The organism is Lautropia mirabilis (genome assembly GCF_900637555.1).
Classification (GTDB): Bacteria; Pseudomonadota; Gammaproteobacteria; order Burkholderiales; family Burkholderiaceae_E; genus Lautropia; species Lautropia mirabilis.
Genome location: NZ_LR134378.1, coordinates 237,415 through 253,415, shown reverse-complemented (window position 1 = coordinate 253,415; position 16,001 = coordinate 237,415). Strand labels below are relative to the sequence as shown.

Below are 16,001 nucleotides of genomic sequence, written 5' to 3'. Positions count from 1 at the left end.
CATTGTCGCGCAGACCGTAAGTTCGCCGGGTTGTTCTCGTTGGCAAGCTACTGTTATTGTCAGGTGGGTCATGCTCTTTGGGGCCTTCAGACGCACAAAGGCCGCCGGGGACATTCATCCCAGGCGGCCTGTTTCCTGACGGATCAGCAGGAAGGATCACGAAGCGCCGACCCCTGGAGGAGGGGCCGGGACTTCATGGCGTCACTCCGGCTTGGCGTTCTGCATCAGGAACTCACGCACGAGTTTCTTCTCTTCCTCGTTCAGCCCCGCGCGGGGGAACATGCTCTGCGTGATGCCTTGCCACTGGCGCGGCGTGAACTGTGCCGGATCGCGCGGGCCGTGGCAGACCGTGCAGCGCTGGTAGAAGATTTTCTCGCCTGGCGACATCGATGCCAAGGCTTTCTCGCGCAGTGCCGCTGCACGTTCCAGGCCGAACACGTCTTCGTCGATCTTCAGGTCGGTCTTCTGGATGATCTGCGGTGCCTGGTAGGCCTTGCTGCCACCCGGATCGGCGTCGGTGCACTTGCGCAGGCTGGCCAGGCAGGTGTTTGCCGTGGTGGCCTGCGTGAGCCCGCTGGCTGGCCGGCTGGACGTGATGAAGTTCACCAGACCGTTGTTGCAGCGGCCCTTGCTGTCCAGTTGCGGCCAGGCGCCCTCATAGATGCTGACAACCCCGGGCATGATGCGGTCGGACACCCGGGCGCCTACCACCAGCGCGCCCCGCTCGTTGTACAGCTCCACCAGATCGCCATCGCGGATGCCGCGCTTTTTGGCGTCCTGCGTGTTGATGAGCAACGGCTCGCGGGTCTGCACCGCATAGGTCTTGCGCAGCGGCTCGGCGTTGGCCATCTGCGAGTGCAGTCGCATGTACGGGTGCGGGCTGACCACGTGCACCTGCCCCTCCTTCGCGTTGCCCAGGTACTCGCCCGGCTCCAGCCACTTGGGCATCGGCGGGCAGTCCGGCAGATTCATCTTCTCGATGGTGGCCGAATACATCTCGATGCGGCCCGAGGGCGTGTGCAGCGGATTCTTCACCGGATCGGCGCGGAAGTCCCCGTGCCGCACCCAGCTGTGGGCCGCTTCCGGCGTGGGAAGCGTGACCACGCCTTTCTCCCAGAATTCCTCGAAAGGCATGAGCTTCGCGGCCGAACTGTTCTCATAGGCAGCCTGGACATAATCCATCGGCTCCAGCCCTTAGGTGAAGCCCAGCTCCACACCGCACAGCTCGGCCAGCCGCCGGAAGATCTCGAAATCGTCCAGTGCATCACCCTGCGGAGCGATGACCTGCTTCATCGCGTAGAACTTGTTGATGTTGTAGGTGCCGCCCGAGGAAATGTCGTTGCGCTCCACCGTCGTGGTGGCAGGCAGCACGATGTCGGCCCAGCGCGTGGAAGCCGTCCACCAGCAGTCCTGCACCACCACCGTGTCCACCTTCTGCAGCGCACGGATCAGCTCGTTCAGGTCCTGCTGGTGCGACATGAAGTTGTTGCCGGCGTTGTAGATCAGCTTCACCAGCGGATAGGTGTAGCGGCTGCCGTTGTGGGTGAACTCCTTGCCGGGGTTGTTCAGCATCTCGGAAATGCGCGAGGCCGGGCAGATCTTCTTGACCGCATTGCGGCCCTGCGAAAGCCCCGTGGGCGGTGTGGCGCCCGACTGCGGCGTGCCGCCGCCACCATAGTGCCAGGAAAAGCCCACACCCTGGCCCGGCAGGCCAATGTTGCCCAGCATGCAGGCAAAGTTCACGATGGCCCAATACGGCATCTCGCCATGGTGCGCGCGCTGGATGGCCCAGGAGCCCGCAAGCTGCGTACGCTTCGAGGCAAAGAGATCCGCCAGCTGCCGGATGCGCGCGGCCGGAATGCCCGTGATGCGGCTGGCCCATTCCGGCGTCTTGGCCGGCGTGCCGTCTGCGTCCTTGCCTTCCAGATAGGCGCGGAAACGGTCGAAGCCCACCGTGTACTGCTGCACGAAATCACGGTTCCAGCGATTCGTCACCAGCAGATGATGGCTCATGGCCAGGAAGAGTGCCGTGTCCGTGTTCGGAATGATCGGCACCCATTCCGCGTCCATCACCTCATCGGTCGTGGTGCGTTGCGGATTGATGGAAATGCACTTCACGCCGGCCTTGCGGATGGCCTCCCAGTTCGGGAACATCTCGTGATCGGCCACCGTGTATTCGATGCGGTTGTTCTTGTTCGGATCGCTGCCGATGAACACCAGCACCTCGGTGTGCTTGGCCACCTGTTCCCAGCTGGTCTGGGCCGAATACACCTCCAGGTCACCCAGCACCAGCGGCATGATGATTTGGCCTGCACCTGCCGAGTAGTCACCCGACGTCATGGATGAGCCGCCCAGCAGGTTGAAGAAACGCCCCTGCAGCACGTTGGGCCGGAAAATGCCCGCGTGCGACCAGCCGCCATACGAAGAGCTGAAGCAGCCCTCGTTGCCGTGCTTCTCGATCGTGTCCAGAATGGCCTTGGCCGTGAGGCCCAGTGCCACATCCCAGCTCACCTGCACGAACGGTTCCTTGCCTCGCAGCTCCGGCTTCGTCTTGCCCGTGCGAAAACCTTCCAGATACGACTTGCGCACCATGGGGCCCGCAACGCGCGTCTTGTCATACGTGCGGGCAATGACCCCTTCCGTCAGCATCGGGGTAGGGCGCTTGTCCGAGACCTGCGGCACCACCTTTTCCAGCCGGCCGTTCTTCACCGTGCCAATGAACGGGCCATAGTGCGTGGCGTGCGCCACCTCCCCGGTGAAAGTGGCCGAGCCAGGTGCACTTGATGCTGCCTTGGCAGCCGCTTCTGCGCCGGCGGCTCCTTCGGCGGCTTCGGCCGCCATGACATCCTTCAGCGCGCCCGGCAGCAGGCTGCCTGCAGCCAGCCCCGCAGCGCCCGTTGCGCCCGTCTTCAACCATTGCCGTCTTGTGGTGCTCATGGTGCTTGTCCTAATTGTTATGAAAGAGGGAGAGCAGTGCTCACCATAACAAAAGAGCAGGACCGGCAGGAGGTCGTAAAGCAGTGAATCATCTGCAAAAACGCATGGCTCTTGACAAGAATCAACGAAATCAAGGAGGGCGTTGTATAATCGAAAGCTCCGTCTGCAGACGGATTTAAAGGCGCGATTCGTTATTTATTTTGGGTATAGCGCCAGCGGTTGCAGGATGATTCCTGTTCGGGGTTGATAATTAATTTTTGGCTTGGCTTGGCTTGGCTTGGCTTGGCTTGGCTTGGCTTGCGGCAGGGGCAGGGGCAGGGGCAGGGGCTTGAGGGGCTACCCTGATACGGCCGGATTGCTGGCCGATGTTCTCTTACTGAATCCGGAAGACTTCTTCCAGCGTCTGGGCGGTGAGCACGTTCCGTGTCCAGCGCTTCAGGGTTTCGTCGTCGGCGGCGTGCATGAGGGCCTGGGTGGTCGCGTCCATGGGCCCGAAGCGCATCGATACCAGGTCGGCCAATGTTTCCAGGCGCCCTTCCAGCCTGCCTTCCAGCAGGCCTTCCTGCCGACCTTCGTTCTTGACCCGCTCTGTCCATTGCATCATCTGGGCGTCCTCCGCTTTGTAAAGTTCTCTATACCGCTGTTTCTCAGTATCGTCAAGTGTGCAGTAGTTGTCGATAAAGTTCATGTATTTCAAGTGCTTAGATGGATTGCTTTCCAGTGTCATCAACCCGCGGATGGAGTGGCCGTAGGCGTGTATGCGTTGGCTGGGGCTGTACTGCATGTTCACGAGATTCAGCCGAGCCACCAGGTTGTCGCTGTCCAGGTGTTCGTGTAGCGGGATCTCGGGCAGAACGCAGGCGATGTATCGGAAGTCCAGGTAGCTGCCCTGTTCACTGCCCAGATGCAGGTCGCGCGGAATGTCTGTGCTGCCGCGCAGGAAGATGACCACCGGAACCACGCGCTCCGTCTTTGAGAATTCAGCCAGCGTGAGACAGTAGATGGCCAGTCGATGGATGGAGAAGAGGCCGGGTTTCGTTTCCTCTTCGACGATGAAGAGCAGGGCCTCACGCTGGCCGTTGGGCCATTCCACCAGAAGCGGAACATCCATCTCGAAGAAACGATCGCCCAGTCGGTCCTTGGGTAGCTCTTGCCGGATGTAGGTGATCTTCACGTCGGGCGGCAGGCTGGCAGCCTCGGTGGGGGCGAAGAAAGCCAGCGCCTGACGGGGGTAATCGATGATCAGATTCTTGAAGTTCTGATCGTGGGATGTGGACATGAGATGAGCTCTGAAGCAGGTGCTTTCATGCAAAGCCGCAGGGAAGAAGGGCTGTGAGCTGATGCCCCATGGCATCAAGCCGTGGCTTAAGGGCACAATCGCAGAATACTGATTTTTTATACAGTTATCAAGAGGGAACAGTAGCTATCTTGGAATGTGTCCAATGCAGCGACATGCTGTGGACGTTCAGATCTGCCCACCTCTAACCTGCCCCTCTGCGTCACCCCCTGACGCAATACGTCACCCCACGGCACCTGTGGCTGCCCAACAACGACCGACCACGACAGGCCGGACGGCAAGCTGCGTCCGCTGACCGTGGACTCCGTCACGGGCCGGAACAGGGTCCGCCACTTGTCGGGCCAGAGATGCCGTTGCCATGCGCTGGCACGGCACTCGCTACAGGGTGGGTGTCGAAGTGAAAAGCGACCGGGCCAGCCACCAGGCGAAACCCGAACACATCCTCACCTCATTGGACAAGGAGTCCAAACATGATGCTGAAACAGGTTCAAAAAGGTTTCACCCTGATCGAGCTGATGATCGTCGTGGCGATCATCGGTATTCTGGCCGCCGTGGCCATCCCGGCTTACCAGGACTACACGATCCGCGCTCGCGTGTCGGAAGGCCTGTCGCTGGCTGCTGCTGCCAAGCTGAACGTGGCAGAGCTTGCTGCTGGTGGTCAGAATGATGCCGTGACGACCGGGTATGGCACGGGCTATAACCCGCCCAGCAAGTCCACCAACGTTGATCAGGTGACGATTACGCCGGCTACCGGCGAAATCTCGATCACGTATCGTACTCGTGTCGCCGCCAAGACCGAGAACCTTCTGGTTCTGACTCCGTTTGCTGGTGCGAATGGTCTGCCGGACGGTACTAAAGCATTCAGCCCGGTTCAGGATGCCATCCAATGGCGTTGCCGTGCTAACGGTGTAGCGTCTCCTGTTACGATTACCGGAGCCCTGTCTCCGACGCTGCCGACGCGCTTTGCCCCTGCCGAGTGCCGCTAATCAGACAGTAGTCTGATTGAGATCCGGGTTGTGGTATGACTCGGATGGGCTGAAAAAGAACGAACACCCGCTGGCGTGAGTTGGCGGGTGTTTCTACAAGCAGGGTCAGAAGTTGCAGAATATCCCGATGTCTGCCTTTGAATACAGGGCTGACCGGGAAAAACAGGAATGCCAAGATGTACTTCGAAAAAGGGGCAGCTTCCTGTAGATGAATCTGAATCTTGTGTGATGACGTGGTGGCATAAGCGCCAGTCATCATGTTGCCGACCAGGGAGACGGTGGCTCATCCATGCAATGAGCTTTGAAAGGCAATCATCACAAGGGAAGGTCATCATGAAGACCGAAGTCAGAAAGATTGTTGGTGGGCAATGGGATGATGGTTACGCCATGGATCAATATAGCCAGGTGCTCTGGAGACCAGGCGTCAATAGCGCAAAGAAGTTCTGGGGGAAAACGCGCACACAGGCTGGTGATCTCATCTATCGACTGAAGTACAGTCACGAAAGAGAGGCAGCTATGCCCATTGCGGAGCAGTTGGCAGGTTCAATTCTGTCCAGGTTTGGTGGCAGTACGCCTTACGTTGTGCCAATGCCTCCCTCCATGGCGCGAGACTGGCAGCCAGTAACGGAGATCTCTCGCCATCTGGCCAAGGTAAAGGGCTTCAAGTTGCTGCAGGGATTTCTGGGGAAGAGATGTGATGGCAATCAAATAAAGAACATCGACACCAAGAAGGCGAAACTTGACTTCCTTCGTGACTCATTCTGGGTCGACGAGTCACGTATTCCGCGAGGCAGGCATGACGTGATCCTTGTCGACGACGTGTGCCGTAGCCGTGCCACGCTGGAGGTGGCATGCGAATGGCTGCGCAGCAGTCGATATGTCGGACGGATCTTCGTTGCCGTGGTGGCTACATGTGGATTTGTCGATGATCGTCCGGATTGGAGTTCCATTCCCGAGAGTTTCGATCTGGTCAGATCAGACCGACATGCTGCCGACCTTGAGTTTTCTCTGAGATCGCAGGGCGCGTGAACGTGCCGACAACGTAGAATCGGAAAACCTCGTCATGGGGTCCTTCAGGGGCTGCGAAGGACTCCATGGCTAAATAGAATAGACTTAATTACTTGAGAACGTAGGCGGTCGGGTTTTTTCGCTTCTCTATCAAACCTTCGTCCGAGAGACGTTGTAGCCAAGATCTAGCCTGGGCTTTTGAAACATTTAGTGCGGAGGCAACCTCTGTATCCTTCATCGGTGATTTCAGTATTGACTGAAGCACTCCCCGGACCGTAGTGAACAATGTGTCTGCTGGTGTCGGGGGATTTGTTGCGATCTGGTGGCTTGCGTCAGATTCTGCCTCCGTGTGGGAGAGCTGAGTCGACGCAGCCTCTGCCATTTCTTCAGAAAAAAGCGGAAGACTTGCTTGTTGAGAAACTCGCAGACAGGACGGAGCTGTCGCGAGAATGGCGTTAAACGCGTCAGTGTCTTGCGGATTTGGCCATGGGAGCGCTCCCTTGTTTCGCAATGTATCAAGCCCAGTTGAAGTGCTCCCTGTGGATCGAACGTATATGGGAACAAACTTGAGTTTCTCCAGTTGTTCGATGGCGCCAGCCCAGGTTCCGCCTTTCTTTAGATCGGAGCTGACAACCAGGGCTGCGTCTGATAGTGCATAGATCAGCTTGTTACGCTGCATGGCGTTGCCGATATTGAACCCCGCATTGGGATCGTAGGGGGAGATCAGAACTAGATTCCCTTCACGAAGCATGTTGTGGCTATCGCAATCTACTACCTTTCTTTCCAGGCTGTCCGCGAGTACTCCAATGACCTTTCCCCCTGCATTGATTGCACCAAGCATGGCTGATTTGTCAATACCCCTGGCTCCGCCTGATACGAGCGTCTTTCTCGCGTTAGCTGCCAAGCGGCCAACCTTGGTCGCGTACTCTGTCAATTCGTCGTCCGCATGACGAGAGCCAACTACTGCGAGCCCCCCGGAGTCCAGTAAGGGTATGTCTCCACAGCCATAGATGATTGCTGGTGCGTCCTCTCGCAGTCGCTTCTTCAGTCGACGGGGATACGCTCCGTCTGCGCGACTGATTACCCAGATGTCGTGAGCTTGCCACCGTTCGATAGCCTGATTCAGAAGAGAGGTGCGTCCCAGAAGGCTTTTCAATCGTGCTTCCTCGATGACAGATCCGCAGGCCTGTATGAGATTGTCCGCAATGGGCGCCATTAGATCCGCTGGCTCGTGTTGGATCTCTATCAGACGGCGGGCAAGGCGTTTGTACTCACGAGGAGCCAGTAGATCCGGGGATGTCGTACTACGCCCGACGATGAGCGGGGCTGTCAATAGCAGAATTGCTCGGGTGTTGGCAGAGAGGGAGTGGAGCATTCGTCAGGTCCTGTTCAGGAGAGCGTCATGGAGGAGTCCTAAGCACTTCTACCCTTGCTAAGCGGTCATACGGCTTCGATCAGTGTACAGCGTTAACCTTATTATCGACCGGGTTAGTTGGGGCGCATGTGGTGTTGGGGCGTGAGAACTGGCAATTTGCTGGTGCTATGCGCCTGAAGAGTACCGTTTCCCATTGCTCTATGCTCTGATCTTTTCTAGGTGTCATGATGACATCCTGGACGGAATGATCATAGTGGCAGATAAGCTATTCGCTGAGTATGAAGTAGACATGAGTGACGTGGTCTAGGCCAAGGGTCATGAAGTGGGTGATACGGAGACATCCATCCCAGCATCATCATGGAGAAGTCCTAAACCAGATCGTCAGAAAAGCTGATGTCTTTGTTCCTTGATTGAAGGGATAGCCTTCCGGTAATAGTCTACTTCTGATAAGGTCATGGCGTATATTTATTTACTTTATCATCCGGGCTTGTGGAGTGTCTAATTAGATAGAGTCTTTCCTGGTCCGTGTTGAATGAGGGTTTGTCGATTCTAGATGTTTTTGGGTCAACGTGGTTTGCGATTTGTGTTTGCTGCTTGCGCAATGACCTAGTTTAGGGTGGCATTTTATGAACTGGATCTTGGCTCTATTGTATTCGTTGGTTGTTCTGTGCTGGCACTGATCTGGTTGACGACAACCCCTTACGTGAGGGGTTGTCATTAATGAGATTTGTGCTTTCCAGGTTGGGTTTTTAATCAGAGAATTGTCAATTCCCAGTGGGCCTTGAATGCATCAAGTAGGCGTTTCTGTCGCCTTTCAAGAACTTTTGGTGTCCAGATTCGGGAGCGTCCGACTTCTTGGGTCAGTACAAACGGGGTTGCGCCGCCCTTGCCTTGGAGGTAGATCTTTTTCTTCTTTGAGAAATCGAAGTTTCCTGCTGCAGGGTTCTTTCTTGTGTGAAGCGGGACGAGATTGGCCAGTCGATGCGTCCAGTACTCGCGCTCACTTTCGCTTGGGAAGTACTTGTCCCAGTCACTCCCTTTTCCGGGGTTTTGGGGCAAGACATGTTCCAGAGTAAGGTGGTTAAAGACGAGTTTCTTGCTGCCGTCGCTGACCAGTGATTCTAGCCGTAGCATGATGCTCATTCTATCTGGAGCTAATTTTCGATAGATGTCTCCGTTCAGATGGTCAATGAAGTCCCGCTTTTGTGCGTTATCCAGACTAAGTGTGGATAGCTTGTCGGGGTCTCCATCAAAGCCTTTTGCTTCGATCTCCTTGCTGAGGGCGGCGAAGCTTTCTATGCGTTCATAGATGTTGACTCGGGTGACAATCATGAAATAGGTGAGTCGCTCCACAAGAAGAAGGAATCTTTCAAGAAACTCAGCGTTTTGTTCAAAGGTCTTGAAGTACAGCAAGGTTGGTGGAACCCAGTCCTTGAAGTTTGCGCGATTTAGGTAGCTCAGGTACTCGTTGATCTTGTCGGCATTTCTTTTTGATTCAAATTCTGAGCTGCGAACAAATTCCCATATCCTTGCATAAGGTATGATGACGTTGTCTATAAGCTCCTGTGGGTTATTGCTTTCCGTGACGTGTTCTAGGAATTCCTTGATCAGGGTTTGCTTTTGCTTTCTTTTTGCGTAGATGCTTCGGATGTGACTGAAGAGTTCTCCGAATGCCTCTCGTCCAAGTGCCAGTTCTATTCCGCTCCATTTCTTGGCGTACTCTCTTCTCAGTGCCTCATTCTTTGTCTTTCGAATTTGGCCAAGAATGTTGGCTTTCAGGATGTCAATGGGTGCAAGGTCAAGGCCTCGATTGTTTAGTACCGAGAAGATTCGATAAGCGGAGTCAAGATCTGGCGTGGAAATAACAACCAATGAGCAATGGTTTGCGATGAATCGCCATAGTTCATTGCGCTCTTGGTCGGGCAGGGCGAAGATCTTTTCTCGCAGAAGAGCGGCATTTTCTCGGTAGCGAAGTCGGCTGTCTCGGAGGATGTCACTGGTTTGTATGAGTTTTGTTATGCCGCCAGGCTCCTGAATGTAGGTTCTGAAGAAGTCGGCGTCTTCCTCGCGTGCAGTGAGGCGATATTGGTTCTTCTCTCCAAGGCTTATTTTCCCTTTTTTGTACAGAAATTCGGTTATATCGTCCGTTGCGTCCGGCATGGCATCACGGAGAACGGCAAGCATGATGGTCAATGTGGATAGTCGCTGTTGGCCGTCCACAACAGATGATTTTGGATCTCTGTCGTTCTTGATTAGAACAATGCTGCCAAGGAAGTACTGTATTGCTGCGTTTGATGAACGGGAATCCACCATCGCGGCGTAGAGATCATCGAAGAGCTCTGTGGTTTGGTCGGTGGTCCATGCATATGGACGTTGATACTCCGGGATCTCAAACTGGTAGTTCCCTTCAAATATTTCCCGAATTAATTTGTCTTGGGCTTCAAGAGTCTTTGGCATTTTATATCCTTTGAGATGGGAGTGTCGGGACTTGACGAACCATGTTGGGCAGGGCGCCTGGGTCTTGGGCCAAACGCTGTTAGAGCTCATGTTGACGTTGTTTAACCTATCACGCATAGACCGTGTATAGCATCTTTGATGACAGACGGTCGAACTGTGGTTATGAAAGGCATGCTAGGCCGCCGCGATAGCTCACTGGCCTTTCCAGGTAGTAGAGCTTTTCATGAGGCTTAGATCTTGGGGCTCGTGCATGTATGAAGACAAAACGTCAGGTCACCCGGGGGGGGATCATCAAGCTTTTTGTAATAGCAAAGTGGTAATAACAAGAGTCTTCTTGGTCTTTGATTTCGGTGTATATATTTTGCTTTTTGGAGGGTAAGAATCTTATGTCTCCGAGTGTCTCGCGCTCATGGTGTATCCATGCACTCATCGTCGGTGGCGAAGTTAACCGAACTAATCACAACCAAGGATCATAAGGCCTGTTGAAAAAGATCCGCAGCACCGTCTCGACCAGGACGCTGAGTGCTGCTAAGGGCAACATGATGATGGCGATCAGGTAGAGTAGCGGCTGAATGCATAGCGCGATAAAGAACATGCCCCCGATGCCGATCAGGGACAGGCCGGCGGTCAGGATCATTTCTGTTGTGCCTATATCGCGGATATGGCTTATTGCATGAAGCGTGTATCCCCATATGCCCAGGGCAAGAAGGGCGACCCATAGCTGGGTGTGATCCCCGATCCGTTCATCAAAGAACCGTCCGGGACTCATGCCAAGCCGTTTTTCAACCGGGGACTGGAGGGGCTGATGGCTGTGGCTTTCCTGCGGGGTCCGGCGGATCTGCGCACTGGGGGGATGGATGCGGACCAGCACGAAGTTCAGTGTGGTCTTCAGTGCTGTGGCGAGGTTCTGGTTACGAGATCCGCCCAGAGTGCAGATGTAGAGGAGCAGGATGAAGCGACCCAGGACGTTCATGGACGGGTTCAATTCATCGTTCTTGATGGGTAGAGCGGTGGTGGCGCCAATGAGGAAAATGCCCAAGGCAGCGACAGCGCCCAGGATGATGCCGATGAGGTGGGTGTGAAGGGCGGGTTCGTCTGCGTCTGCTCTTCGGTTGACGATGATGTTCCACACGCAGACCCATGCCACCAGGGTGTAGAGCAGTACCAGGATGGAAGCTACGGGCAGGTTCATGGCAGCGTGATTGCCGGGGCGGCGGATTAGCCCCTTGGGAAGAGGCTTGGGAAGAGGCTTTGGTGCTGGACGGATCGGGCCTTGGGGGCGATGCTGTCATGCCGCTGGTTGCGGGTGTGCAGGCATGCGGCTAGCCGGGCGAGCTCTGCCGATCACCGGCTGCTCTACACACGCCGGGTAGGGCGCTGTTCTTGTCGCAGGTCCGGGTCCATGTTCCTTCTGTCGGCAGTCATGCACAACCTGGACCCATTGTTTCAGAATGCTTCGCCATAGAGGCTGGCCTGACATGGAGGAGCGATCTCATGGCTGTTGCACTCGAATGCATCAATTTCATTGTTCCGTTCAGCGTGATCCGAAAGAAGTATCCGGGCGGGCTGGTGCAGTGCCTGCTGGATCACCGGGGCGCCGTGGGCAGTGGCCCCATCTGGTTTGACGAACATCTGTTTCGGGATGGGGCGATGAATGATCTGGACATCATGCTCATCCTGTCACGGTGGGAGCGGTATGGTGTTCAGCCCGTGGTGAAACGCCGGGGGAAGAAGGTCTGGAAGGACTGTTGTATCCCGTCGTTGGGAGGATCATCCACGCCGTGTGACTGGATTGAGTACTCTGATCAGAAAGGGATTGTGTGGCTGAAGGGCACGGAGCCGGGCGAGACCATGTACTGTCAGAACTGCACGAAAGAGTACATGTTCAAGCTGATAGAGAGGGAAGAGGAAAGGCTTCGATCGATTGAGGAGCAGAAGGCACATGACAGGCGGGAGGGCGTCTTGCATGTGCCCGATTTCCTTCTGTTCACGGATAGGGATCCTTGTCCAGGAAGTGTTGGCGTCGTGCTGGAGTTCATGGATCGTCCCGGAAACTCACGACGCCGGTACATGAATGAGCAGCTGCTTAAGCAGATGGAACATGCGGTGTACAGCAATAACCTACACTTCATGTCCTTTCGTGGCCGGCTCATGCGGGTTGTGGACATTGCTCTGGCGTATGGTGAGCCGCAAGCGGTCATCCGGCTTCGGGGCGTGACGGCTGAAGATGAGCGACCGAACAAGTGGCGAGGGGTGGAGCCTGAGTGGATTCCCTGGCTTGGTTGATGCGCTTTTGATGGCTGGGGTGCTTTACCGGCTCCGTGTGGCGTTGAACGAGGCATGGGGCCGCCGGTGTTCTTGACAGCTTCTTGGAAAGTTTGGCGCGATGGTTGAGTGCTGTATGTAATGACAGTATTATGGCGTGGCCGTAGCGCTTGCGCATGCCTTCGCTGAAGGGGCGTGGGTCGGCGGTACGGGGACAATCTCTCGGGGTTTCCATCATGCCCATGAGCCATGACCAGAACTTCAAGAACCTGATTCTTGACTATCCCTTGCAGGCGTTGGCCTTTTCTGCGCCGGAAGAGGCAAAGGCCTTGCCGCCTGATGTTGTCATCCGCTCGGTGCGGGAAGAGTTGCCCAAGGACAGACTAGGAGATCGCTTCTTCGAGCTGGATGTGCCACTGCTGGCCGAATGGCCAGATGGCAGGCGAGAGGCGCTGCTGTTCGTGGTGGAAGAGCAGACGGATCCGGCACGTTTTTCCATCCGCAAGCTGGCGTCCTACTGTCTGGCCATTGGCGAGTTCTATGACACCGACCGGGTGGTACCGGTGGTCATCTTCCTGCGTAGTGGGGCTTCGATTGCTCGCCAGCTGCGCATGGGCAGTGATCAGCAGTGCTATCTGGATTTTCACTACATTGCCTGTGTGCTGCCGGAGATCCCGGTGGAAGACCATCTGAACAGCCAGAACATTGTGGCTCGCCTTAACCTGGTGAACATGCGCTTGGGGAAGGGCCAGCGAATACACGCCTATGGCCATGCCGTGCGCGGGCTCATGACGCTGGAGTCCAGCTGGGAAAGGCAGCGGAAGTACATCGACTTCGTGGAAGCTTATGGTGCGCTTGACGAGGATGAGAGGCGGCGGTATAGAGAACTTTACGTAACGGAGGATGCGCAGATGATGCAGTGGAGCGAGCGACTGCTGGATCAGGGTGAGCAGCGGGGCGTGCAGAAGGGGTTGCAGCAGGGCTTGCAGCAAGGGCTGCAGAAGGGGCTTCGGCAAGGACAGCTCGGGCTTCTGGCCGATCTGCTGGCCGAGCGCTTCGGTGCTCTGGATGAGGCCGTGCAGGCGCGCCTGGAGCAGGCCGATGAGGAGACGCTGAAGCGCTGGGGCCGCAACCTGCTGTCGGCCCGGAGTATGGATGAGGTGTTTCGGACGCAGTAACGGAAAAGGGGCATCCCGTCACGAACCCCTGATGGCTTCGTGGGGGCTACCCCTTTCCTTTGATGGCAGCTTCCGCCCAAGCTACCTGGCTTTTAAGTAGCCCTTTCATGGTCGCAGAAGCTACCTTCCTGAACTCATCGGCTCAAGGTTTTCCAGCGTCATCAGCGTGGGCTGAGGCATGGCGTCAATGCGTTGCCAGCCACTCGCGCAGTATGTGCTCAATGCGGTTCCGCCAGTCGGGGCCGGCGGCACGGAATCCGTCAATGACATCCGATGAAAGCTGGATGGACTCCATGAATGGTCCATGCGCACCTGTCGGGGGGGTGTTCTCTGGTGTGGGAGCTTTGCCATTCAGCCATGAGACCATGTCGCTTCCAAGGATGTCCTTGGCAGGAACAGCCCGCTGGAAGAACGATTCTTCCAGTTCCGGACTCTCTTCATCAAGGGCGGCGCTTATCTGGGCGTCTTCTTCAAGGCTGGGTAGCTGAAGGGTCAGTCCTGATTTAGTGGTGATCTGCATAGTGCTTGGCCTCCCGACGGTTTGCTTTTCTCAAGCTGATGATCCGTACAGAGGTTTCACGGAGAGTGAAAACCATGACGTGTAGACGGCTGCCTATGGGGGCAATGGCAACGAAACGCGATTCTCCATAGGCGCGGCGGTTGTCTGGATGCAGTAGAGCCTTTTCCCAGTCGAATGCTATGGCCTCAGAGAAGAAAATTCCATGCTTGGCAACGTTGATGGCTTGCTTGGCGGGGTCAAAGGAATAGTTCATCTCTCATGAACGGCTGCCGTCGCTGGGGTGTTATGGACGGGCGCACGATAGAACGTCCTGACTGACTTTAGATACAGGTTATTGAAAAGTCAAGGGAAATCGAGAGAAGCAAGAAGGGGCATCCCGTCACGAACCCCTGATGGCTTCGCGGGGGCTACCCCTTGGGTGGCGGCTACCGTCCGGGCCACCCGGTTATCCAGGCAGCCCTGTCATGAGATCTGAAGCGGCTTACTGATTGCGCGCCGCGCCCACCACGGTGCTGCCACTCAGACGGATCGTGGTGTCGCTGGGGTTGCCGCCGGGCACACCTTTGTCAAAGGTGCTGGAGGCCGGGTCGATCTTGTAGTCGGCCGTCGCGCCGGCGGGCAGGCTGATGTTGGTGGCGACGTGTCGGCCACTGACGCTGATGAGCGAGATGGGCAGCTGCTGGACCCGGATTCTGGCTGTGGCGACGCCGGCTGCTCTCAGCTCCAGGCTGTCGGCGCGGCCCTGGAAGGTGATGCCCATGTGTTCGGCGTGGGTGCTGATCTTGCCGAAGTTGCCCTTGGCATCAATCGACGGTGTGCGCTGGGTGAATCTCACCGAGCTCTTTTCAGTAAGGTTGACAACGACGACGGCCTTGCAAGGCTGGGTGTTGTCGGCACGCTTGATGGTGAGGGTGTCGTTCCCGTTCTCGTTGGCGGTGGTGAGGCCGATGGGGCACGGCGCCTCTTCATTCTGTTCGACGTGTACGCCTGGCAGCAGCGACACGTTGGTCGTGAGGTTGACCGTCACGTCGTCACCCTGCACGGTGAGCGACATGGGGTTGTTGGTGGCGAAGGCGATGGCTTCGTCCTGGAAGGTGGCGGCGTGGGCGCCGTGGCTGGCTGCCAGAGCCAGGGTGAGCAGGGCGGCTTTCAGCGGGATGTTCTTGGGCAAGTGCACGTGCGTGTTCTCCGGGTGAGTGAATCCACGGCAGCGTAGCACTGCGACATGACAGGCCGTCCATCACTATTCATGGGCCTGACGTGTTACGGACATGTGTCGGGCGTAAGTTGGATTGCTGTTGTTGGAACGTTGTACGGATGTATTGAAATGGGCGCTCATTCGGTATCGTCATCGCCCCATGCGCTTCCTGTCCACGCTCCCAGTGCAAGCGCCAGGAGGATGTCCGTGCTGTGGTCCGGATGGTTTTCCCATCTTGACGGGGTGTGATGGATGCCGGTTACGGGCGAGGCCGGCTGTCGTGCTGAAGCAGGGCCTTACTGCTTCTCCGTGGGTGGGGGCGGGGTGGCTCGGCCTTCTCTGTAGATACGGCCTTGTTGCTGGATATCCTGAAGCAGGCCGGCACGGTATCTGTCGAGATCCCATTTTTCCTTGCAGACATAGATCTCGAACAGGTCGGCCTGGTGGTCCTTGGCCCACCAGCGCACGCCGGTCTGGATGATCTGGTGCTGCATGACGGTGGAGGCGGCACGGAGGTCCACCAGATCCACGTCGCAGCCTGCCAGATCTGCCAGGTCGCTGGAGAGATTGAACAGGGTGATGATGTCGGCATGGCCCGCGACCAGCACGGCCAGGTCGAGATCGCTGTCCGGGGTGGTGTTTCCGGTGATGCGACTGCCAAAGGCGTAGATGGCCAGCAGGCCGGGCAGGTGGCTGCGCAGGTGCTGGACGATGGGATCGCGGGCCGTGGAGTGCATCTTGGCATGGTACCAGCGGCCTGCGCAGCTGAGCCGGAAGCGG

At 56.7% G+C, this 16,001-nt stretch carries 14 protein-coding genes; 4 read left to right on the top strand and 10 right to left on the bottom strand.

What is annotated here, in order from left to right:
* Nucleotides 1–201: 201 nt before the first annotated feature.
* The 3 genes from EL249_RS13295 to EL249_RS01050 all read right to left on the bottom strand — a co-directional run bounded on the left by EL249_RS13295 (nt 202) and on the right by EL249_RS01050 (nt 4,216).
* Nucleotides 202–1,182 (bottom strand): molybdopterin dinucleotide binding domain-containing protein, encoded by a 981-nt coding sequence (locus tag EL249_RS13295; protein ID WP_005674916.1) that lies wholly within the window; start codon nt 1,180–1,182, stop codon nt 202–204.
* Between the two features lie 12 nt (nt 1,183–1,194).
* Entirely contained in the window at nt 1,195–2,937 is a 1,743-nt protein-coding gene (locus EL249_RS13290) for a molybdopterin-dependent oxidoreductase (RefSeq protein ID WP_005674917.1), read from the bottom strand.
* 373 nt (nt 2,938–3,310) lie between these two features.
* Nucleotides 3,311–4,216 (bottom strand): RpnC/YadD family protein, encoded by a 906-nt coding sequence (locus tag EL249_RS01050; protein WP_005674918.1) that lies wholly within the window; start codon nt 4,214–4,216, stop codon nt 3,311–3,313.
* A 488-nt stretch (nt 4,217–4,704) separates the two neighbouring features.
* Here EL249_RS01050 and EL249_RS01045 point away from each other — a divergent pair, with 488 nt between their 5' ends.
* The gene (locus tag EL249_RS01045) at nt 4,705–5,220 is read left to right on the top strand and encodes a pilin (RefSeq protein ID WP_005674919.1); all 516 of its coding nucleotides are present in this window, start codon (nt 4,705–4,707) and stop codon (nt 5,218–5,220) included.
* A gap of 333 nt (nt 5,221–5,553) precedes the next feature.
* Nucleotides 5,554–6,249 (top strand): ComF family protein, encoded by a 696-nt coding sequence (locus EL249_RS01040; protein WP_126348025.1) that lies wholly within the window; start codon nt 5,554–5,556, stop codon nt 6,247–6,249.
* An 88-nt stretch (nt 6,250–6,337) separates the two neighbouring features.
* On the opposite strand, the gene EL249_RS01035 is transcribed toward EL249_RS01040, so the two are convergent.
* The 3 genes from EL249_RS01035 to EL249_RS01025 all read right to left on the bottom strand — a co-directional run bounded on the left by EL249_RS01035 (nt 6,338) and on the right by EL249_RS01025 (nt 11,252).
* Nucleotides 6,338–7,603 (bottom strand): DNA-processing protein DprA, encoded by a 1,266-nt coding sequence (locus tag EL249_RS01035; RefSeq protein ID WP_083799583.1) that lies wholly within the window; start codon nt 7,601–7,603, stop codon nt 6,338–6,340.
* A gap of 753 nt (nt 7,604–8,356) precedes the next feature.
* Nucleotides 8,357–10,060 (bottom strand): DUF262 domain-containing protein, encoded by a 1,704-nt coding sequence (locus tag EL249_RS01030; RefSeq protein WP_040530219.1) that lies wholly within the window; start codon nt 10,058–10,060, stop codon nt 8,357–8,359.
* Between the two features lie 457 nt (nt 10,061–10,517).
* Nucleotides 10,518–11,252 (bottom strand): hypothetical protein, encoded by a 735-nt coding sequence (locus EL249_RS01025; RefSeq protein ID WP_005674923.1) that lies wholly within the window; start codon nt 11,250–11,252, stop codon nt 10,518–10,520.
* 302 nt (nt 11,253–11,554) lie between these two features.
* On the opposite strand from EL249_RS01025, the gene EL249_RS01020 reads away from it, so the two are divergent.
* Together EL249_RS01020 and EL249_RS01015 are read left to right on the top strand one after the other, a co-directional pair.
* Nucleotides 11,555–12,346, top strand: a complete 792-nt coding sequence (locus EL249_RS01020; protein ID WP_005674924.1) for a hypothetical protein — start codon at nt 11,555–11,557, stop codon at nt 12,344–12,346.
* Nucleotides 12,347–12,561: 215 nt separating this feature from the next.
* Complete coding sequence (locus EL249_RS01015) at nt 12,562–13,503, top strand: RpnC/YadD family protein (RefSeq protein ID WP_005674926.1); 942 nt, start codon at nt 12,562–12,564, stop codon at nt 13,501–13,503.
* A 184-nt stretch (nt 13,504–13,687) separates the two neighbouring features.
* Here EL249_RS01015 and EL249_RS01010 read toward each other — a convergent pair whose 3' ends face one another.
* The 4 genes from EL249_RS01010 to mntA form a co-directional block, all read right to left on the bottom strand.
* Entirely contained in the window at nt 13,688–14,023 is a 336-nt protein-coding gene (locus EL249_RS01010) for a BrnA antitoxin family protein (RefSeq protein WP_005674927.1), read from the bottom strand.
* Nucleotides 14,007–14,276: a BrnT family toxin gene (locus tag EL249_RS01005; protein WP_040530224.1), complete on the bottom strand. Its 270-nt coding sequence runs from the start codon at nt 14,274–14,276 to the stop codon at nt 14,007–14,009. The genes EL249_RS01010 and EL249_RS01005 overlap by 17 nt, the downstream gene beginning before the upstream one ends.
* Before the next feature lie 228 nt (nt 14,277–14,504).
* Nucleotides 14,505–15,194: a hypothetical protein gene (locus EL249_RS01000; protein ID WP_040530225.1), complete on the bottom strand. Its 690-nt coding sequence runs from the start codon at nt 15,192–15,194 to the stop codon at nt 14,505–14,507.
* 323 nt (nt 15,195–15,517) lie between these two features.
* Nucleotides 15,518–15,958, bottom strand: coding sequence for a type VII toxin-antitoxin system MntA family adenylyltransferase antitoxin (gene mntA / locus EL249_RS00995; RefSeq protein WP_005674929.1), 441 nt, complete (start codon nt 15,956–15,958; stop codon nt 15,518–15,520).
* Nucleotides 15,959–16,001: the final 43 nt, after the last annotated feature.

Coding starts and splice junctions, on each gene's coding strand:
- EL249_RS13295 (WP_005674916.1), bottom strand. CDS start 1,182: ATGGATTATGTCCAGGCTGCCTATGAGAACAGTTCGGCCGCGAAGCTC.
- EL249_RS01030 (WP_040530219.1), bottom strand. CDS start 10,060: ATGCCAAAGACTCTTGAAGCCCAAGACAAATTAATTCGGGAAATATTT.
- EL249_RS01040 (WP_126348025.1), top strand. CDS start 5,554: ATGAAGACCGAAGTCAGAAAGATTGTTGGTGGGCAATGGGATGATGGT.
- EL249_RS01050 (WP_005674918.1), bottom strand. CDS start 4,216: ATGTCCACATCCCACGATCAGAACTTCAAGAATCTGATCATCGATTAC.
- EL249_RS01045 (WP_005674919.1), top strand. CDS start 4,705: ATGATGCTGAAACAGGTTCAAAAAGGTTTCACCCTGATCGAGCTGATG.
- EL249_RS01020 (WP_005674924.1), top strand. CDS start 11,555: ATGGCTGTTGCACTCGAATGCATCAATTTCATTGTTCCGTTCAGCGTG.
- EL249_RS01010 (WP_005674927.1), bottom strand. CDS start 14,023: ATGCAGATCACCACTAAATCAGGACTGACCCTTCAGCTACCCAGCCTT.
- EL249_RS01015 (WP_005674926.1), top strand. CDS start 12,562: ATGCCCATGAGCCATGACCAGAACTTCAAGAACCTGATTCTTGACTAT.
- mntA (WP_005674929.1), bottom strand. CDS start 15,958: ATGCACTCCACGGCCCGCGATCCCATCGTCCAGCACCTGCGCAGCCAC.
- EL249_RS13290 (WP_005674917.1), bottom strand. CDS start 2,937: ATGAGCACCACAAGACGGCAATGGTTGAAGACGGGCGCAACGGGCGCT.
- EL249_RS01035 (WP_083799583.1), bottom strand. CDS start 7,603: ATGCTCCACTCCCTCTCTGCCAACACCCGAGCAATTCTGCTATTGACA.
- EL249_RS01025 (WP_005674923.1), bottom strand. CDS start 11,252: ATGAACCTGCCCGTAGCTTCCATCCTGGTACTGCTCTACACCCTGGTG.
- EL249_RS01005 (WP_040530224.1), bottom strand. CDS start 14,276: ATGAACTATTCCTTTGACCCCGCCAAGCAAGCCATCAACGTTGCCAAG.